The 16,346-nt window shown below is 41.1% G+C and carries 17 protein-coding genes; 14 read left to right on the top strand and 3 right to left on the bottom strand.

Annotated elements, in window-relative coordinates:
• A complete protein-coding gene (locus tag AB1A65_RS01060) occupies positions 1-1,440 on the bottom strand; it encodes an aminotransferase class V-fold PLP-dependent enzyme (RefSeq protein WP_366584741.1) in 1,440 nt (479 codons plus the stop codon).
• Positions 1,441-1,646: 206 nt separating this feature from the next.
• Here AB1A65_RS01060 and AB1A65_RS01055 point away from each other — a divergent pair, with 206 nt between their 5' ends.
• Positions 1,647-1,880: a thioredoxin family protein gene (locus tag AB1A65_RS01055; protein WP_366584738.1), complete on the top strand. Its 234-nt coding sequence runs from the start codon at positions 1,647-1,649 to the stop codon at positions 1,878-1,880.
• A 67-nt stretch (positions 1,881-1,947) separates the two neighbouring features.
• Entirely contained in the window at positions 1,948-2,553 is a 606-nt protein-coding gene (locus AB1A65_RS01050) for a MarR family transcriptional regulator (RefSeq protein WP_366584736.1), read from the top strand.
• Between the two features lie 425 nt (positions 2,554-2,978).
• On the opposite strand, the gene gldA is transcribed toward AB1A65_RS01050, so the two are convergent.
• Positions 2,979-3,872, bottom strand: a complete 894-nt coding sequence (gene gldA / locus AB1A65_RS01045; protein ID WP_366584734.1) for a gliding motility-associated ABC transporter ATP-binding subunit GldA — start codon at positions 3,870-3,872, stop codon at positions 2,979-2,981.
• A 343-nt stretch (positions 3,873-4,215) separates the two neighbouring features.
• Here gldA and AB1A65_RS01040 point away from each other — a divergent pair, with 343 nt between their 5' ends.
• The 5 genes from AB1A65_RS01040 to AB1A65_RS01020 all read left to right on the top strand — a co-directional run bounded on the left by AB1A65_RS01040 (position 4,216) and on the right by AB1A65_RS01020 (position 9,085).
• Positions 4,216-5,046 carry a prephenate dehydratase gene (locus tag AB1A65_RS01040; protein ID WP_366584733.1) on the top strand — a complete coding sequence of 277 codons (831 nt, stop codon included), beginning with the start codon at positions 4,216-4,218 and terminating at the stop codon, positions 5,044-5,046.
• Positions 5,043-6,188: an aminotransferase class I/II-fold pyridoxal phosphate-dependent enzyme gene (locus tag AB1A65_RS01035; protein ID WP_366584731.1), complete on the top strand. Its 1,146-nt coding sequence runs from the start codon at positions 5,043-5,045 to the stop codon at positions 6,186-6,188. Before AB1A65_RS01040 ends, AB1A65_RS01035 begins: the two co-directional genes overlap by 4 nt.
• Before the next feature lie 19 nt (positions 6,189-6,207).
• Positions 6,208-7,068: a prephenate dehydrogenase gene (locus tag AB1A65_RS01030; RefSeq protein ID WP_366584729.1), complete on the top strand. Its 861-nt coding sequence runs from the start codon at positions 6,208-6,210 to the stop codon at positions 7,066-7,068.
• Positions 7,069-7,076: 8 nt separating this feature from the next.
• Positions 7,077-8,159, top strand: coding sequence for a bifunctional 3-deoxy-7-phosphoheptulonate synthase/chorismate mutase type II (locus AB1A65_RS01025; RefSeq protein WP_366584727.1), 1,083 nt, complete (start codon positions 7,077-7,079; stop codon positions 8,157-8,159).
• A 251-nt stretch (positions 8,160-8,410) separates the two neighbouring features.
• Positions 8,411-9,085 (top strand): head GIN domain-containing protein, encoded by a 675-nt coding sequence (locus tag AB1A65_RS01020; RefSeq protein WP_366584725.1) that lies wholly within the window; start codon positions 8,411-8,413, stop codon positions 9,083-9,085.
• A 65-nt stretch (positions 9,086-9,150) separates the two neighbouring features.
• On the opposite strand, the gene AB1A65_RS01015 is transcribed toward AB1A65_RS01020, so the two are convergent.
• Positions 9,151-9,540 (bottom strand): hypothetical protein, encoded by a 390-nt coding sequence (locus AB1A65_RS01015; protein ID WP_366585230.1) that lies wholly within the window; start codon positions 9,538-9,540, stop codon positions 9,151-9,153.
• 145 nt (positions 9,541-9,685) lie between these two features.
• On the opposite strand from AB1A65_RS01015, the gene rsgA reads away from it, so the two are divergent.
• From rsgA to AB1A65_RS00980, 7 genes are all read left to right on the top strand, one after another.
• Positions 9,686-10,627 (top strand): ribosome small subunit-dependent GTPase A, encoded by a 942-nt coding sequence (gene rsgA, locus AB1A65_RS01010; RefSeq protein ID WP_366584723.1) that lies wholly within the window; start codon positions 9,686-9,688, stop codon positions 10,625-10,627.
• Positions 10,624-11,076 carry a D-aminoacyl-tRNA deacylase gene (gene dtd, locus AB1A65_RS01005; protein ID WP_366584721.1) on the top strand — a complete coding sequence of 151 codons (453 nt, stop codon included), beginning with the start codon at positions 10,624-10,626 and terminating at the stop codon, positions 11,074-11,076. Before rsgA ends, dtd begins: the two co-directional genes overlap by 4 nt.
• A complete protein-coding gene (locus AB1A65_RS01000; protein WP_366584719.1) occupies positions 11,076-11,402 on the top strand; it encodes a nucleotide pyrophosphohydrolase in 327 nt (108 codons plus the stop codon). Before dtd ends, AB1A65_RS01000 begins: the two co-directional genes overlap by 1 nt.
• A gap of 71 nt (positions 11,403-11,473) precedes the next feature.
• Entirely contained in the window at positions 11,474-12,703 is a 1,230-nt protein-coding gene (locus tag AB1A65_RS00995; RefSeq protein WP_366584717.1) for a 3-phosphoshikimate 1-carboxyvinyltransferase, read from the top strand.
• A gap of 86 nt (positions 12,704-12,789) precedes the next feature.
• Entirely contained in the window at positions 12,790-13,839 is a 1,050-nt protein-coding gene (gene queA / locus AB1A65_RS00990; protein WP_366584715.1) for a tRNA preQ1(34) S-adenosylmethionine ribosyltransferase-isomerase QueA, read from the top strand.
• A gap of 75 nt (positions 13,840-13,914) precedes the next feature.
• Positions 13,915-14,955, top strand: a complete 1,041-nt coding sequence (gene rlmN, locus AB1A65_RS00985; RefSeq protein ID WP_366584713.1) for a 23S rRNA (adenine(2503)-C(2))-methyltransferase RlmN — start codon at positions 13,915-13,917, stop codon at positions 14,953-14,955.
• Positions 14,956-15,320: 365 nt separating this feature from the next.
• Entirely contained in the window at positions 15,321-16,295 is a 975-nt protein-coding gene (locus AB1A65_RS00980) for a polyprenyl synthetase family protein (protein ID WP_366584711.1), read from the top strand.
• The last annotated feature ends 51 nt before the right edge of the window (positions 16,296-16,346 follow it).

Genomic DNA, 16,346 nt, shown 5'->3' with positions numbered 1-16,346 from the left:
CTATAATTGCTGCTCTTTTTCCTTTGCAAAATGCTCGCACAATTCAAAGGTTTCTTGAATATCCTCTAGTGTTGTCCTTGGATTAATGAGGCACATTCTTAGTACCACCTGGCCATGCAATAAGGTTGTCACAAGCAGGGCCTTCCGCGAAGCCACAACTTTTTCAGAAATGTATTGGTTGAGGGCATCCAATTGCTTTTCGCTGTAATTTTTCTCGATGGGATTGTACCTGAAGTTGATAACCGCCAACGTCGCGGGAAAAACAACCTCCCAAAATGCACTCCTCCGCAATTTGGACTCTACCTCTTCGGCCAAGTCGATATTATAGGTGATGGCATCACGAAATTCTTTCAGCCCAAAGGTTTTGAGCGACATGTAAAACTTCAACGCCCGAAATCTTCGAGTTAACTGGATACCATGATCGTAAAAATTAATTTCTGAAGTGTTCCCTTCAATATCCCGAAGATATTCCGGTTTTTCAGTGAAAGTATGACTTAGGTGTTTGTGGTTTCGTACCAATAAACAGCCCATTTCATAGGGTTGATAAAACCATTTATGTGGATCAACTGTTAATGAATCTGCTTTTTCAATCCCTTTTAAGAGTTGTTTCCCCTTTTGGGAAAGAATGGCCGCCGCGCCATAGGCACCATCAATATGAAACCAGATATCTTCCTTTTTGCAAATGTTGGCCAGTTCAATCAAAGGATCAACCGTTCCGGTATTAGTGGTTCCCGATGTGGCAATCAAGCAGAAGGGGTGAAGTCCTTCCAGTCTATCTTTGGCAATGCAGTTCTTAAGTTTGTTAACGGCAAACTTGAATTCAATGTCCGTGGGGATAATGCGAATCTGCTCTTTTTTAAAACCCAACACTCGAATGGCCTTAATATTGGAGGAGTGTGCTTGGTCTGAAAGATAAATGACGGCCTTGGAAAAATCGTCTCCACATTTAATGCGCCTTGCGGTTGCCAAAGCCGTTAAATTGGCCATGGAACCTCCACTGGTAAAAATACCGCCACCTTTTTTCTTAGGAAACCCAAAAATCTTCAACAGCCATTGAATGGTAACGATTTCTAGTTCAGCAGCTGCAGGGGAAGCCGCCCATCCACCCGAAAAAATGTTATAACCAGTAGCCAGCGTATCGGCCATGGCACTGATATAATTACTAGGACCGGGAACAAAAGAATACGATTTTGGATGAGACATCAACGTACTGGTGGTCATGACTTTTTCCAGAACAAAGTTCAGAACTTGGGTTGGGTCGGTACCTTCTTCGGGCGCTTCTTCCAAAAAAAGGGAGTCCATTTCTTCTCTGGAACCCAAGGCCACAGGTAGCTTTTCATTTTGGGTGGCGTGATGCTCCACAAGGGCATCCACAATCTGGTACCCATAGGATTTCATGGCTTCTTTGGACATTTCAAGTCTGGCACTGTTCTTCTTCATGGAATCGTTTTACGTATTCACCGCAAAAGTACCATAATTCAACATTCCTAAAAATTGATTTTCAGCTTGTTCGTCCGGAAAAATAAGAGTCTATGGACACTTAAATAATACATATGGGGTAAAATAATATCTTCAATATTTTTATAGTTAGGAATCCTTACTATATTTGTAGGAGCAATAATGCTTTTAACTTAAATACTACGTAAATGAAAAAATCTATTTTTTATCATGCGGGTTGTCCGGTATGCGTCGGGGCCGAACAAGAAATCATCAATCTTATGGGAGAAGAAAGTGTCCACATTGTCCATTTGGGCGAAAACCAAAAAGAAATACCCGCAGCCGAGAAGTTTGGTGTAACCTCCGTTCCGGCTTTGGTAACACCCAACGGGGTAGTGCTACATATTAATTACGGGGCTTCTTTGGAAGATGTAAAGGCATAATAGCCACTTTAATGATTAGGATTACTAACTTTGCCTGTTGAGAAATCTCGACGGGCATTGTTTTGATATGAAAAAAAGCATTTTTAATCCAGAAGAACAGCAAATTAACCTATCCAGTAAGATTGTTGCGGGTTTGGAGCGGGTTTCGCAGACCTTTAAAGTATTGCTCTGGGAAAAGGCAAAGCAGTTGGGCCTGAGTCCCATTCAGATTCAGATTTTAATATTTGTGGCCTACCATAAAAGCGAGTACAACAATGTTAGCTTTTTGGCCCGCGAGTTCAATCTAACCAAACCGACCATAAGCGATGCCATTCGGGTTTTGGACCGAAAAGGACTTATCCTAAAAGATCATTCCTCTTCAGATAGTAGAAGTTATTCCATTTTTCTTTCAGATCGGGGTAAGGAAATTGTTGGAGAAACCGATGACTTTGCCAATCCGTTAGCGTCCCAATTGAATGATATTCCAGTTGAGGACAGGGAAAATGTATTTAAGGTTTTATCCAAATTAATTTTCGAACTTAACCAAAAAGGGATTTTAACGGTACAACGAACCTGTTTTGCCTGTAAATTTTATGCAAAAAACGGCCCACAACACTATTGTCATCTACTGGAAAAGGAATTGAAACATTCAGATATCCGTTTGGATTGTAATGAATTTGAGGGGAAATCTTGATTGCGAAAACAGTATTAGAAAAGCAAGATATATGGGTTAGAGAGCATATTTCAATCTTGGTCGTAATTTTTATGAACGGGTAAGGGCCGATGCGGAAATTGGTCATTTTTTAATAAGACCATAACCAATTGGCCGGAACATATGGAAAGGCTGACTGACTTTTGTGAAATGAATCTCTTCCTTGTACACCTTGACAAAAGGAGTCCCTCAAAGGTACGTGCTAACCTAGATAAAGGCATGGGGAATACTATTTCGCATTATCACTTTGGAATATGGCTAGGCGATTAGATCAGTACCTTAGGTACGCATTTTAGCGATATCAATACCGAAAAAGCAAACAAAAACGCCAAGAGCATAAGTACTCGGATGTTCATAGCCATTTTTGAACAACGTAAACTAGATGGAGTCTTGTAACGAACTTTAAATTATTGGGTAAGTTCCGAAAATAGACTCTCCAAGTTTTTGTTCTTTCGGCTCAGTTGAAGGGTTTTTAATTTGTTATCGTGCGCAAAGTCGAAAACGGCAGGACGCATATCTTTGGAAGTGGCAAAGGTGATTTCATAAACAAACCCACCTATGTTTTTTACCTTGGAAGCATTGGGCAATTGTTGGAGCAATTGTTCTTCCACCCGGTAGTCGAACTCCACTTCTATGATTTGCTCTTCTGATTCGCGAAGCTCTTCTAATTTTTTGTCTGCCACCAATTTTCCTTTGTTGATGATGATCACCCGATCACAGACGGCTTCCACTTCTTTCATGATGTGGGTGGAAAGCAAGATGGTCTTTTGTTTCCCAATTTCGCGAATGAGCTTTCGAATTTCCACCAATTGATTGGGGTCTAGACCGGTGGTGGGTTCATCCAGGATCAAAACTTCTGGGTCGTGCAACAAGGCTGCGGCCAACCCCACACGCTGACGGTATCCTTTGGATAATTGCCCGATCTTTTTATGTGCTTCAGGGGTAAGTCCGGTTTTTTCAATGACCTCCCCGATTTTGGATTTGGGTACCTGGTACACATCCGCATTAAAGGCCAAATATTCCTTTACGTACATTTCCAAATAGAGTGGGTTGTGTTCGGGCAGGTAACCAATACTTTTTTGAACTCTTTTTTCCGAAGTCAAGACATTAAATCCATTGACTTCGGCATCACCTGTGTCTGCTTTGTAATAGGTGGTCAAAATCCGCATCATGGTAGACTTTCCTGCGCCATTAGGGCCTAAAAAGCCAACAATCTCTCCTTTATTGATGGAAAATGAGACATCGTCCAGTGCTTTTTGTGGACCAAAGGTTTTGGTAATGTTGTTTACGGTGATGGACATTCAATTGAATTTAAATCCAAAAATACGGTTTTAGAAGTTTTGGTAAACAGTGCGAGGTTGATTTATGGAATGCATGGAATTCTTAAAAAAAGCAAGCTTACTTAAAATAATATGCAGTGAACTCAGGTTTTTTGAAAAAAATCAAAAAAAATTTAGGAAGTCCTGTTCATTTTGGATTGAATGGCTATCTTAGCCGCAGATTAGTATTGAAATGACACAAACGTATTTCTGGAACGGTTTTTACTTTTACTTCTTTTTTCAAAGAGGTACGGGACTGTTCTGAATGCGATTAACGTATATAAACATGTAAAGTCCCGGTAAAAATCGGGGCTTTTTTTTTGCAATGTCTTTAAAAATAGCCATACAGGGAATAAAAGGATCTAACCACCATCAAGTGGGTAAGGATTTCTTTGGGGAAGATATAGAACTGCTCGAATGCCTTTCGTTTGACGCCGTTATTGATCATTTGTTGGATGGTACCGCTGACAAGGGAATCATGGCAATTGAGAATTCAATTGCAGGGTCTATAATTCCAAATTACAATTTGGTGTACCATAATAAAATACATATCATTGGGGAACACTATTTGAGTATTCACCATAACCTTATGGCGTTACCGGGTATTGCTTTGCAAGACATCAAGGAAGTGCATTCCCACCCAATGGCCTTATTGCAGTGCAAGGAGTTTTTTAAGGACTATCCGCAGATTAAATTGGTAGAAAGTGTTGACACTGCAGAGACCGCAAAACGTATTAAAGAAGGTCAGTTGGCTAATATTGCTGCAATTGCTCCAAAAATGGCTGCAGATCTCTATGATTTAAATATCATTGCTCCTGAAATACAGACCATAAAGAACAACGCCACCCGTTTTATTATCCTAAAAAAGCAGAATAAGGTTTTACCGAAAGAGGAAATTAATAAAGCATCACTTCGGTTTATCACAGATCATAAAAGAGGGAGTTTGGCAACAGTGTTGAACGTGATGAGCGACTGTAACCTTAACCTTACCAAGATTCAATCACTTCCGGTGATTGAAACGCCTTGGAAATATGCCTTTTTTGTGGATGTTACTTTTGATGAATACGAATATTTTTCAAAGGCAAAAGCATTGTTGGGGATTATGTCTGAAGATTTTACGGTTTTGGGCGAATATAAAAATGCATTGTTGTTATGATCACAGCCGATAGGTTACATAGCGTGCAAGAATACTACTTCTCCAAAAAATTACGGGAGGTACGGGGATTGATGAACCAAGGAAAACCCATCATCAATATGGGAATTGGAAGTCCTGATTTGGCACCATCACCCGAAGTTCTGGAGACTTTGCGAGATTCCATTATGGATACCGGGGCACATCAGTACCAAAGTTATCAGGGACTCCCACAACTGCGTGAAGCCATTGCTGACTTCTATCTTCAAAAGTTTGATGTGTCGGTTGACCCCAACACGGAAGTCTTGCCATTAATGGGTTCCAAAGAGGGCATTATGCACATTAGCATGGCTTTCCTTAATGTAGGCGATGAGGTTTTGTTGCCCAATCCGGGATATCCCACATATGCATCCGTGACCAATTTAGTGGGTGGGGTCCCAAGAACATACGACCTCACTTTGGAAAACGGTTGGTTTCCTGACTTGGAGGAATTATCAAAACAAGACTTGTCCAAAGTAAAATTGATGTGGGTCAGCTATCCACACATGCCGACAGGAGCAACGGCCACCAAAGAACAGTTGAAAACTTTGGTTGATTTTGCCCTAAAACATGAAATACTATTGGTCAATGATAACCCATACAGTTTTGTGTTGTCCAATAATCCTACCAGTATTTTGTCCATAGAAGGAGCAAAAGATTGCACTTTGGAACTGAATAGCCTCAGTAAGACGTTCAACATGGCCGGATGGCGTGTAGGAATGGTTTTAGGGAAAGAGGAACATATCAATGCTGTGTTGAAGGTGAAGAGCAATATGGATTCCGGGATGTTCTACGGCATTCAAAAAGGGGCTGTGGCTGCCTTGCAAAGCGGTCCAGAATGGTTTGAAGCATTGGATAAGGTATATACCCAAAGGAGGGAGTTGATGTTCCAATTGGTTGAGAGGTTGGGTTGCACGTATGATAAGAATGCAGTTGGGATGTTTGTGTGGTGCAAGCTTCCTGAAGGTGCTGCTCCCTCGGAAGAATTCATTGACCAAGTGCTCTACGATAAAGATATTTTCATTGCTCCAGGAACCATTTTTGGTAGCAATGGAGAAGGATATATTCGATTCTCACTCTGTGTGAAAGAAGAAAAAATAAAAGAAGCCATAGAAAGATTTATTTAAATATTCCTCTTAAGGTGTTATGAACATTGTTGTTATAGGTATTGGATTGATTGGAGGTTCTTTTGCCAAAGACATTAAAAAGCTAAACCCTCGTTCGGAAATCATAGGTATAGATAAAAGTGAATCGCACCTTGATGAAGCCTTGGCATTGGGTCTTATTGATGCAAAAGGGGATTATGGTTCTTTGGCCTTGGCCGATATGGTTTTTGTGAGCATTCCAGTAAATGCTTTAATGCAAGAGCTGCCTAAAATATTGGATGCTGCTGGGGATGAAACGGTTGTTGTGGATGCAGGGTCAACCAAAAGCCTAATTTGCCAAGCGGTGGCCAATCACCCCAAGCGAAGAAACTATATGGCATGCCACCCAATCGCAGGTACCGAGTTTTCGGGGCCATCTGCGGCCATTGAAGGATTATATGAAGGCAAAACCAATATTATCTGTGAAGTGGAGAAGACCGCTTTTAAGCTTCAGGAAAGGGCATTGGCTGTTTTTCAGGAAATGGGTATGCGTATTCGCTATATGAACCCGGAAGCACACGACAAGCACATCGCTTACGTATCGCATTTATCACACATCAGCTCATTTATGTTGGGAAAAACAGTAATTGAGAAAGAAAAAAATGAGCGTGATATTTTTGACATGGCGGGAAGTGGTTTTGAAAGTACCGTCCGTTTGGCAAAAAGTTCGCCCGACATGTGGACACCTATTTTTGAACAGAACAAGGATAACGTAGTGGAAACTTTGGAGGAGTACATCCAAAACCTGATTACGTTTAAAAAATTGATTGAGGATAATGATTTCGAGCGTGTGCATCAAGAAATGAGCAATACCAATAAAATAAAACAAATACTAAAAGGAATACCACTTACAAAAAAATAGAACGTAGTATGGAAAACAATAAACAAATGAGGAAATGGTTGGATGATATGAATCTATCGCATCCATTGGTGATTGCAGGACCCTGTAGTGCCGAAACCGAAGAACAGGTGCTGAAAATAGCCCATGAACTCAAGGATACTGATGTGAACTACTTTCGTTCCGGGATTTGGAAACCTCGCACCCGTCCAGGAAATTTTGAGGGTGTTGGGGCCATCGGATTAAAATGGTTGCAGAAAGTTAAAGAAGAAACCGGACTAAAGACAGCTACTGAGGTGGCCAATAAGGCCCATGTAGATTTGGCCTTGGAGCACGATATTGACCTTTTATGGATCGGGGCAAGATCTACAGTAAGTCCGTTTATAGTTCAGGAAATTGCCGATGCCCTAAAAGGAACGGATAAAATTGTACTGGTGAAGAACCCGGTAAACCCAGACCTTTCTCTTTGGTTGGGTGCTGTGGAAAGGTTGTATTCCGCAGATATTGAAAAGTTGGGAGTGATTCACCGAGGGTTTTCAACCTATGAAAAGACCAAATACAGAAATATTCCAGAATGGCAATTGGCCATTGAACTACAGACCAAATTTCCTGATTTGCCAATCATTAATGATCCCAGCCACATTACAGGGAAGCGTGATATGATTTTTGATGTATCCCAGACGGCTTTGGATTTAAATTTTGACGGTTTGATCATAGAGACCCATTATGATCCGGACAATGCCTGGAGTGATGCCGCGCAGCAAGTAACCCCAAAAACATTGATTCAGATTATGAAAGACCTCCGTATCAGAAAAGAAACCGATGAAGAAGCTGAATATAACAGCAAATTAAGCAACTTAAGAGCGCAAATTGATGTGTTGGATAACCAATTGATTGACCTTTTGGGAAAACGGATGAAGGTTTCTGATGGTATTGGTGAGTTGAAAAAACAAAAGAACGTGGCCGTATTGCAGAGCAATCGTTGGAACGCCATTTTGGGTAATATGATTTTGGAAGGTGAACAACGGGGATTAAGTGAGGAATTTGTGTTGAAGATGTTCAAGGCCATTCACCAAGAATCTATTAACCATCAAGAGAAAATTATCAACGCTTAATGCGAGTTTAAGCTTGGTATAAACAATTTAGGATGTCAGGCTGAGCGCACCTGCCTGCCGATAGGTAGGGTCGAAGCCTTATTTAGACTTGAATTACTTGAACTGGCATTGATTTAAGTTTCAAAAAACCATAGTTTTAAAACTGTTTGGAGGCGGAAACCTAAAAGTTCTGCATTTCAAACAGTTTTTTTATGCCCAAACTGTAACAGTAGGTCAAGACTTTACTCTTTATAGACGTAAAAAACACTATCATGAGAAAAATCTATACCCTTTGTTTGCTGTTGCTGCCCATGACCTTCTTTGCTCAACGTATGATTGATACTGAAGTGGGTGACTTTGATAAGATCAAGGTTTTTGATTTGATTGAAGTAAATCTTATCCAATCGGATGAGAACCGAATCACCATAAAAGGTTGGAATGTGGATGATATTAAATGGACCAACAAGAATGGTGTCTTGAAACTTCGTATGCAGTTGGACAAAAAGTTTCAAGGTGAGGATACCTTTATCGAGGTGTATTATACCAATCTGGAAGTGATTGATGGCAATGAAGGGGCCAAGATTACCTGTAACGAATTGGTAAAGAAGAGCAAGATTGAGTTGAGAGCCCAAGAAGGGGCTCGTATACAGATTGGAATGGATGTGGCCCATGCAGATATTCGGGCAGTTACAGGCGGAATTGTGGAAGCATCAGGTTTGGCAGAAAACCAATCCATTGTAATCAATACCGGAGGTATTTTTGATGGGAGAAACTTACGAACTTCCAGTACAGATATAAAAATATCAGCAGGAGGTGAGGCCGACGTGTTTGCATCGGAGATGGTGGACATCAACCTTAAAGCGGGTGGTGATGTAACGGTTTATGGAAAGCCCAAAAGGGTACATAAAAAGACCTTTGCCGGGGGACGTGTTTATATGCGGGACTGATTCAGAAAATAAAAAGGCCCTTTGGTTATTCAAAGGGCCTTTTTTGTCAAAATGTGACAAAAGAATTACTTTTTAAAAATGTATCGGGTAATAAAGATACCTTGCCCATCACCTTTACCACCTTCACTTTCAACACCACTTACCACAAACGCCAATTCCCAACCGTTGGAAATCATATCATTGATCATAGAGGTGATCATGGCATCATTGGCTGCAATGTTCTGGAAGCGAATACCGCCCAAGTTGTAGAAGTTCAATAATTTGGTTTCCTCAAAATTCTTTACTCGGATTTCACTTCGGTCAGACTTGTTCCTAGTGTTGTCGTCTTCGGTCTGTACACTTGTAAACTCTTTGTAATCCTTGTCTTCAAGCGCATTGATGATTCTAGATCTACCCAAGCCATTGGGTACAATGGATTCCACGCTGGTGATGACCTTGTACTGTTGGGCATTCATGCTGAATGCTGCAGCTAGGGTTATCACTGCCGTAAAAATGATTTTTTTCATAATAAATAAGTTGTTGATAGTTAAAACTGTAGACAAAGATATACGCACAAAAAGAAGGATTATTGTTTCTTTGTAATGAAAATATGAACAAATAGTGAACGGAACTGTTTATAAATCCACGGGAAGCTGGTATACTGTTAAAACTGATGGAGGCACTTTTTACGAATGCCGAATCAAAGGAAAGTTCCGTACCCAAGAAATTAAAAGTACAAATCCCATTGCTGTAGGGGATGAAGTGGTTTTTGAGTTGGAAAGTATTGGCGATGAAACCGTTGGGGTGATTTCGGAAATCAAGGAAAGGAATAATTATATTATCCGCAAATCCGTAAAACTGTCCAAACAGACCCATATAATCGCGGCCAATTTAGATCAGGTTTTCTTATTGGTCACTTTGAACAACCCTACCACATTCACCAGTTTTATAGATCGATTTTTGGTAACGGCAGAGGCCTACGATATTCCCGTAGTGCTGCTCTTCAACAAAATGGATGTATATGATGAGGAAGAAATGGTTGAGGTAAGTTATCTGGTTAAATTATATACAGATATTGGCTACCACTGCATTGAAATTGCCGCCAAGGAAGGCAAGAATGTAAACAAGGTTAAGGAATTGATGCTGGATAAAACAAGCATGTTCGCGGGGCATTCCGGAGTGGGAAAATCTACCTTGGTCAATGCTTTAGAGCCTGGACTTCGATTAAAAACGGCAGAAATATCGGAGCAACATTTGCAGGGGCAGCACACTACTACTTTTGCTGAAATGTATGATCTCTCTTTTGGAGCAAGAATCGTGGATACTCCAGGAATAAAAGGATTTGGTATTGTTGATATGGATGACGATGAGATTGGGGATTATTTTCCTGAATTCTTTAAGTTGAAATCAGAATGCAAATTCAATAATTGTTTGCATTTGGACGAACCCAAATGTGCTGTTAAAGAAGCCTTGGAAAATGACGAAATAGCCTGGAGCCGCTATAGAAGCTATGTACAAATGGTAACCGGTGAAGAAGAAAATCCATATCGGGAAAGATCATGAGAGCAGTCATACAAAGAGTTTCAAAAGCAAGTGTGACAGTGGATGGCAAAACGGTTTCATCAATTAAAACCGGATTGTTGGTTTTGCTGGGCATTGAAGATGCCGATGGCCCCGAAGATATTGAGTGGCTTTCCAAAAAAGTGGCCAACCTGCGTATTTTTAATGATGGTGAGGGAGTGATGAATCGCTCAGTGCTGGATGTTGGTGGAGATAGTATTGTGGTAAGTCAATTTACATTGCATGCCCAAACCAAAAAGGGCAATCGACCTTCCTATATTAAAGCGGCAAAACCCGATGTGGCCATTCCCATGTATGAAGCATTTGTGCAAAAACTGGAAGAAGATTTAGGGAAAAAAGTTGGCACGGGAATCTTTGGGGCCGACATGAAAGTGGAGTTGTTAAATGATGGCCCAGTGACCATAATAATTGATACAAAAAACAGAGAATAATGAATATTGAGAATGCCCAAAAAGCCGTAGACGAATGGATTAAAAACCATGGGGTACGCTATTTTAATGAGTTAACTAACATGGCCCAGCTTACAGAAGAGGTAGGGGAAGTGGCCCGAATCATTGCCAGAAGGTATGGGGAACAAAGTGAAAAAGAGTCGGATAAGGCCAAAGATCTAGGTGAAGAACTGGCCGATGTGCTTTTTGTGGTACTCTGTTTGGCCAACCAAACTGGGATTGATCTTCAAGAGGCGTTTGACAAAAAGCTCGACATGAAGGCCAAACGGGACCATGATCGCCACCAAAATAACAAAAAGCTCAAATAAAGTTGGCTGGCTAGGGGGGAGATTAGGCGCGTTTTTTCTAGTTTTGAACCTTTATTTCAAACAAGAAAGCATTGAGACTTCAGCTAACCATACCCCAGGAAAAAACCATTAAAAAAAGCATTCAAATAACGGGCTCCAAAAGTGAGACCAACCGCTCTTTGTTGCTTCAGGCACTTTTTCCAAACCTGAAAATAGAGAACCTCTCTAATTCCGATGACGGTGAGGTGATGCAACAAGGACTCAAAAAAACTACGGGTAAGGTGGACATTCACCATGCGGGTACCGCCATGCGATTTTTAACGGGCTATTTTGCTTCCCAAGAAGGAAAAGAAGTGGTTCTGACGGGCTCGCAACGGATGCAGGAGCGACCCATTAAAATTTTGGTGGAAGCGCTTCGAGAGCTGGGTGCAGAGATCGATTATGTTAAGAATGAAGGCTACCCGCCCATCAAAATAACTGGGAAAAAATTGATCAAAAATCAGGTTTCATTGCCTGCCAATATCAGCAGTCAGTATATTTCATCCTTACTTTTGATCGCTCCAAGTTTGGAGAATGGTCTGGAATTGGAATTGGTGGGCAAGATTACTTCCGTCCCTTATATTAAAATGACCTTGGCGCTTTTGGAGCAAATTGGTGTACAAACCTCTTTTGAGGGCAACCATATAAAAGTCCATCCGCAGAGTGAGGTCGAAGACACCACTTTGGTTGTGGAATCGGACTGGAGTTCTGCGAGTTATTTTTATAGCATTGTGGCTTTGTGCAATGTGGGAACCGAGATTCAATTGTCCTCTTATAAAAGTAATTCACTGCAAGGCGATAGTGTTTTGGCCAAGATTTATACCGATTTTGGGGTTGAAACCACCTTTTTGGACAACACAATTACCTTGACCAAAGTTTCGGATAAGATTCCATCCCATGTAGAATATGACCTTTCCAATGCTCCAGATACGGCCCAAACCATAGCCGTAACTTGCTTGGGACTGGGTGTGGGGTGTCATTTAACAGGATTGCACACATTACCTATAAAAGAGACCGATCGCTTGGCAGCCTTGAAAACCGAACTCACCAAACTGGGAGCCCACGTAGCAATAGATGCTGAAAGTCTAACTCTTCAGCCTTCAAAAACTATCATCGCAGATGCGGCCATAGACACCTATAACGATCATAGAATGGCCATGGCTTTTGCGCCTTTGAGTTTGCGAACTACCTTGTTCGTAAATGATGCTGGTGTGGTTTCCAAGTCCTATCCTGATTTCTGGAAAGATCTCACCGCACTGGGCATTGGCATTCAGGAAGTGTAATTGACATTTAATCACCAAATTACTTGACATCCCCTATGTCGAGGTTGTATATTTGCCATCTTTTAAAAAAATCAAAATAAGTCTACATGAAATTATCAAACTTCAACTTTGAACTACCCAAGGAATTATTGGCCGAATATCCCTCAGAGAACCGGGACGAGTCAAAATTGATGGTAGTTCATCGGGATTCTGGAAAAATTGAGCACAAAATGTTCAAAGACCTAATTGATTATTTTGATGAGGGGGACGTAATGGTGTTGAACAATACCAAGGTGTTTCCTGCGCGACTGTATGGAAATAAGGAAAAGACCGGTGCACGTATTGAAGTTTTCTTGTTGCGTGAGCTCAACCAAGAGCAGCGTCTTTGGGATGTGTTGGTAGACCCCGCTAGAAAGATTCGAATTGGAAACAAATTGTATTTTGGTGAGGACGAAAGTTTGGTAGCTGAGGTGATTGACAATACCACATCAAGAGGTAGAACCTTACGTTTCCTTTATGACGGTTCTTATACCGATTTTAGAAGAAAATTGCGTGAATTGGGTCAGACCCCATTGCCAAAATACATTAAACGTGATGTTGAGCCAGAAGATGAAGAAAGATACCAAACCATTTATGCAAAGTATGAAGGAGCGGTAGCGGCACCAACGGCTGGCTTGCACTTCTCTAAACATTTGTTGAAGCGTTTGGAAATAAAGGGAATCGACTTTGCGGAGGTTACCTTACATGTAGGCTTGGGTACTTTTAACCCTGTTGAGGTGGAAGACCTGTCCAAACACAAGATGGACAGCGAGGAATTGGTCATTGATGAAAAGGCAACAGAAGTGGTGAACAAGGCCAAGGATAACAAAAGAAAGGTTTGTGCTGTGGGCACCACGGTAATGCGTGGTCTGGAAAGTGCTGTATCCTCTGAGCATACCTTGAATACGTTTGAAGGATGGACCAACAAGTTCATTTTTCCTCCTTACGATTTCAGTATAGCCAATTGTATGATTACCAACTTCCATTTGCCAAAATCTACCTTATTGATGATGGTATCTGCATTTGCTGGTCATGATCTTATCAAAAAAGCTTACAAACAGGCCATTTTAGAGGGATACCGTTTTTACTCCTACGGAGATGCCATGTTGATTTTGTAATTCAAAAACTTAATACAATCTGAAATCCCGTTTGATTCAAAATCAACGGGATTTTTTCTTGATTATCTTTATCCTGTGGAAACCCAAAAGAAGGACATACGCGCATTGACCAAGGAGCAGCTCCGCGACTTTTTTGTATCGCAAGGCGATAAGGCGTTCCGAGGCAACCAAGTGTATGAGTGGTTGTGGCAAAAATCCGCACATTCTTTTGAGGCCATGACCAATATCTCCAAGGAAACCCGTCAAATGCTGGAAGAAAATTTTGTGATCAATCATATTCGGGTGGATCAAATGCAACGCAGTTCTGACGGCACCATTAAAAATGCGGTTCGTTTGCACGATGGTTTGGTGGTGGAATCCGTCCTCATTCCAACTGAAACAAGAACCACGGCCTGTGTTTCAAGTCAGGTGGGTTGTAGTTTGGATTGTCGGTTTTGTGCTACAGCAAGACTCAAACGAATGCGTAACCTTAATCCCGATGAGATTTACGATCAGGTAGTGGCCATTGACAATGAAAGTCGACTGTATTTTGACCGACCCTTGAGCAACATTGTATTTATGGGAATGGGTGAACCTTTGATGAACTACAACAACGTTTTGCAGGCCATTGAGAAAATCACTTCGCCCGAAGGATTAGGCATGTCACCTAAGAGAATCACCTTGTCCACATCCGGAGTTCCCAAAATGATCAGGAAGATGGCCGATGAAGAGGTAAAATTTAAATTGGCGGTTTCCCTTCACTCCGCCATAGATGAGGTTCGGACTTCCATCATGCCATTTAATTCCACTTTTCCTTTAAAAGATTTACGCGAAGCATTGGAATACTGGTACAGCAAGACCAAAAATAGAATCACATACGAATATGTGGTATGGCAGGGCATCAACGACACCCAAGAAGCCGTAGACGCCTTAGTAAAATTCTGCAAATTTGCGCCATCCAAGGTAAACCTTATCGAGTACAACCCTATTGATGATGGCGAATTCCAACAAGCCTCTGAATCAGCCATAAAAATGTATCAGGACACGCTGGAAAGAAACGGAATCACGGTTACTGTTCGTCGTTCCCGAGGAAAGGACATTGATGCGGCCTGTGGGCAATTGGCCAATAAGAGTTAGTTTTTAGGAGTTAGGAGACAGGAGACAAGACACAAGAAGCTAGAGGATAGAAAAAAGATAAAAGAGCCAAGACGAACGACAACGACGCAATAACCAAATAACAAACTAAAAGTTCAAAATCAAGAGACAAGGGGCAAGGGTTTTTTGGGTTTGGTTTCAAAATATATATTTTCCAATAACCAATAACCAATAACCAATAACCAATAACCAATAACCAATAACCAATAACCAATAACCAATAACCAAACCCTGCAACTTACCGATACTTTTGTGCTGCTGACTTAAATCTTGTAAGATACTTCCAACAACTCTATCATTTTCTTTACTTTTAGGCTTTCAAAACCAAATTCTCCAAACACGTCACGTTGAAGATAGTTTCTCAGATTAGGGAACCCATAGAGGATGAAATGCAACTTTTTGAGGAAAAGTTTCTCAAGTCGATGTCGTCCAAAGTGGCGTTGTTCAACCGAATCACGTATTACATTGTTAACCGGAAGGGCAAGCAAATGCGGCCCATGTTCGTTTTTTTAACTGCCAAACTGCTCAATGGGGAGGTAAATGAACGCACTTATACCGGAGCATCCATCATTGAGCTGATCCATACCGCAAGTTTGGTACATGATGATGTGGTGGACGATAGCAATAAACGCCGCGGTTTTTTTTCCATCAATGCGTTGTGGAAGAATAAAATTGCTGTTTTGGTGGGCGATTTTTTATTTTCCAAGGGACTTTTGGTTTCATTGGAAAACAAGGATTACGATTTGCTGCATATTATTTCCAATGCGGTGAGGGATATGAGCGAGGGCGAGTTGCTTCAAATTGAAAAAGCCCGACTTTTGGATATTACCGAAGATATTTATTACGATATCATACGTCAAAAAACAGCGACGCTAATTGCAGCGTGTTGCAGTATGGGAGCTTGCTCGGTGAGACCAGATTCTGATGAGGTGGAGACCTTCAGAAAGTTTGGTGAGCTTTGCGGCATGGCCTTTCAAATTAAGGACGACCTATTTGATTATGGTGCCGAAAAGATTGGGAAGCCCACCGGAATTGATATCAAAGAACAAAAAATGACACTTCCCCTGATTTACGCCTTAAACCATAGCGACAAGGAGAAGAAAAAATGGCTTATCAATTCCATCAAGAATCACAATAAGAACAAGAAGCGGGTAAAAGAGGTCATTGCTTATGTCAAGGAAAAAGGGGGGCTGGATTACGCTGTGACCAAGATGTTGGAATTTAAGGATGAAGCTTTGGCCATTTTGGACAACTACCCAGATTCTGAGTACAAAAGTTCGCTTATCCTTATGGTCAATTATGTGGTGGACCGTAAAAAATAACCACTTTTTTACCAAAAAAAGATACTTCAGGCAACGCTTACGCTTTCTATG

It is taken from the genome of Allomuricauda sp. ANG21, assembly GCF_040705235.1.
Lineage (GTDB): Bacteria > Bacteroidota > Bacteroidia > Flavobacteriales > Flavobacteriaceae > Flagellimonas > Flagellimonas marina.
The sequence above is the reverse complement of the archived record's forward strand: the minus strand, read 5'-3'. Positions and strand labels throughout refer to the sequence as shown.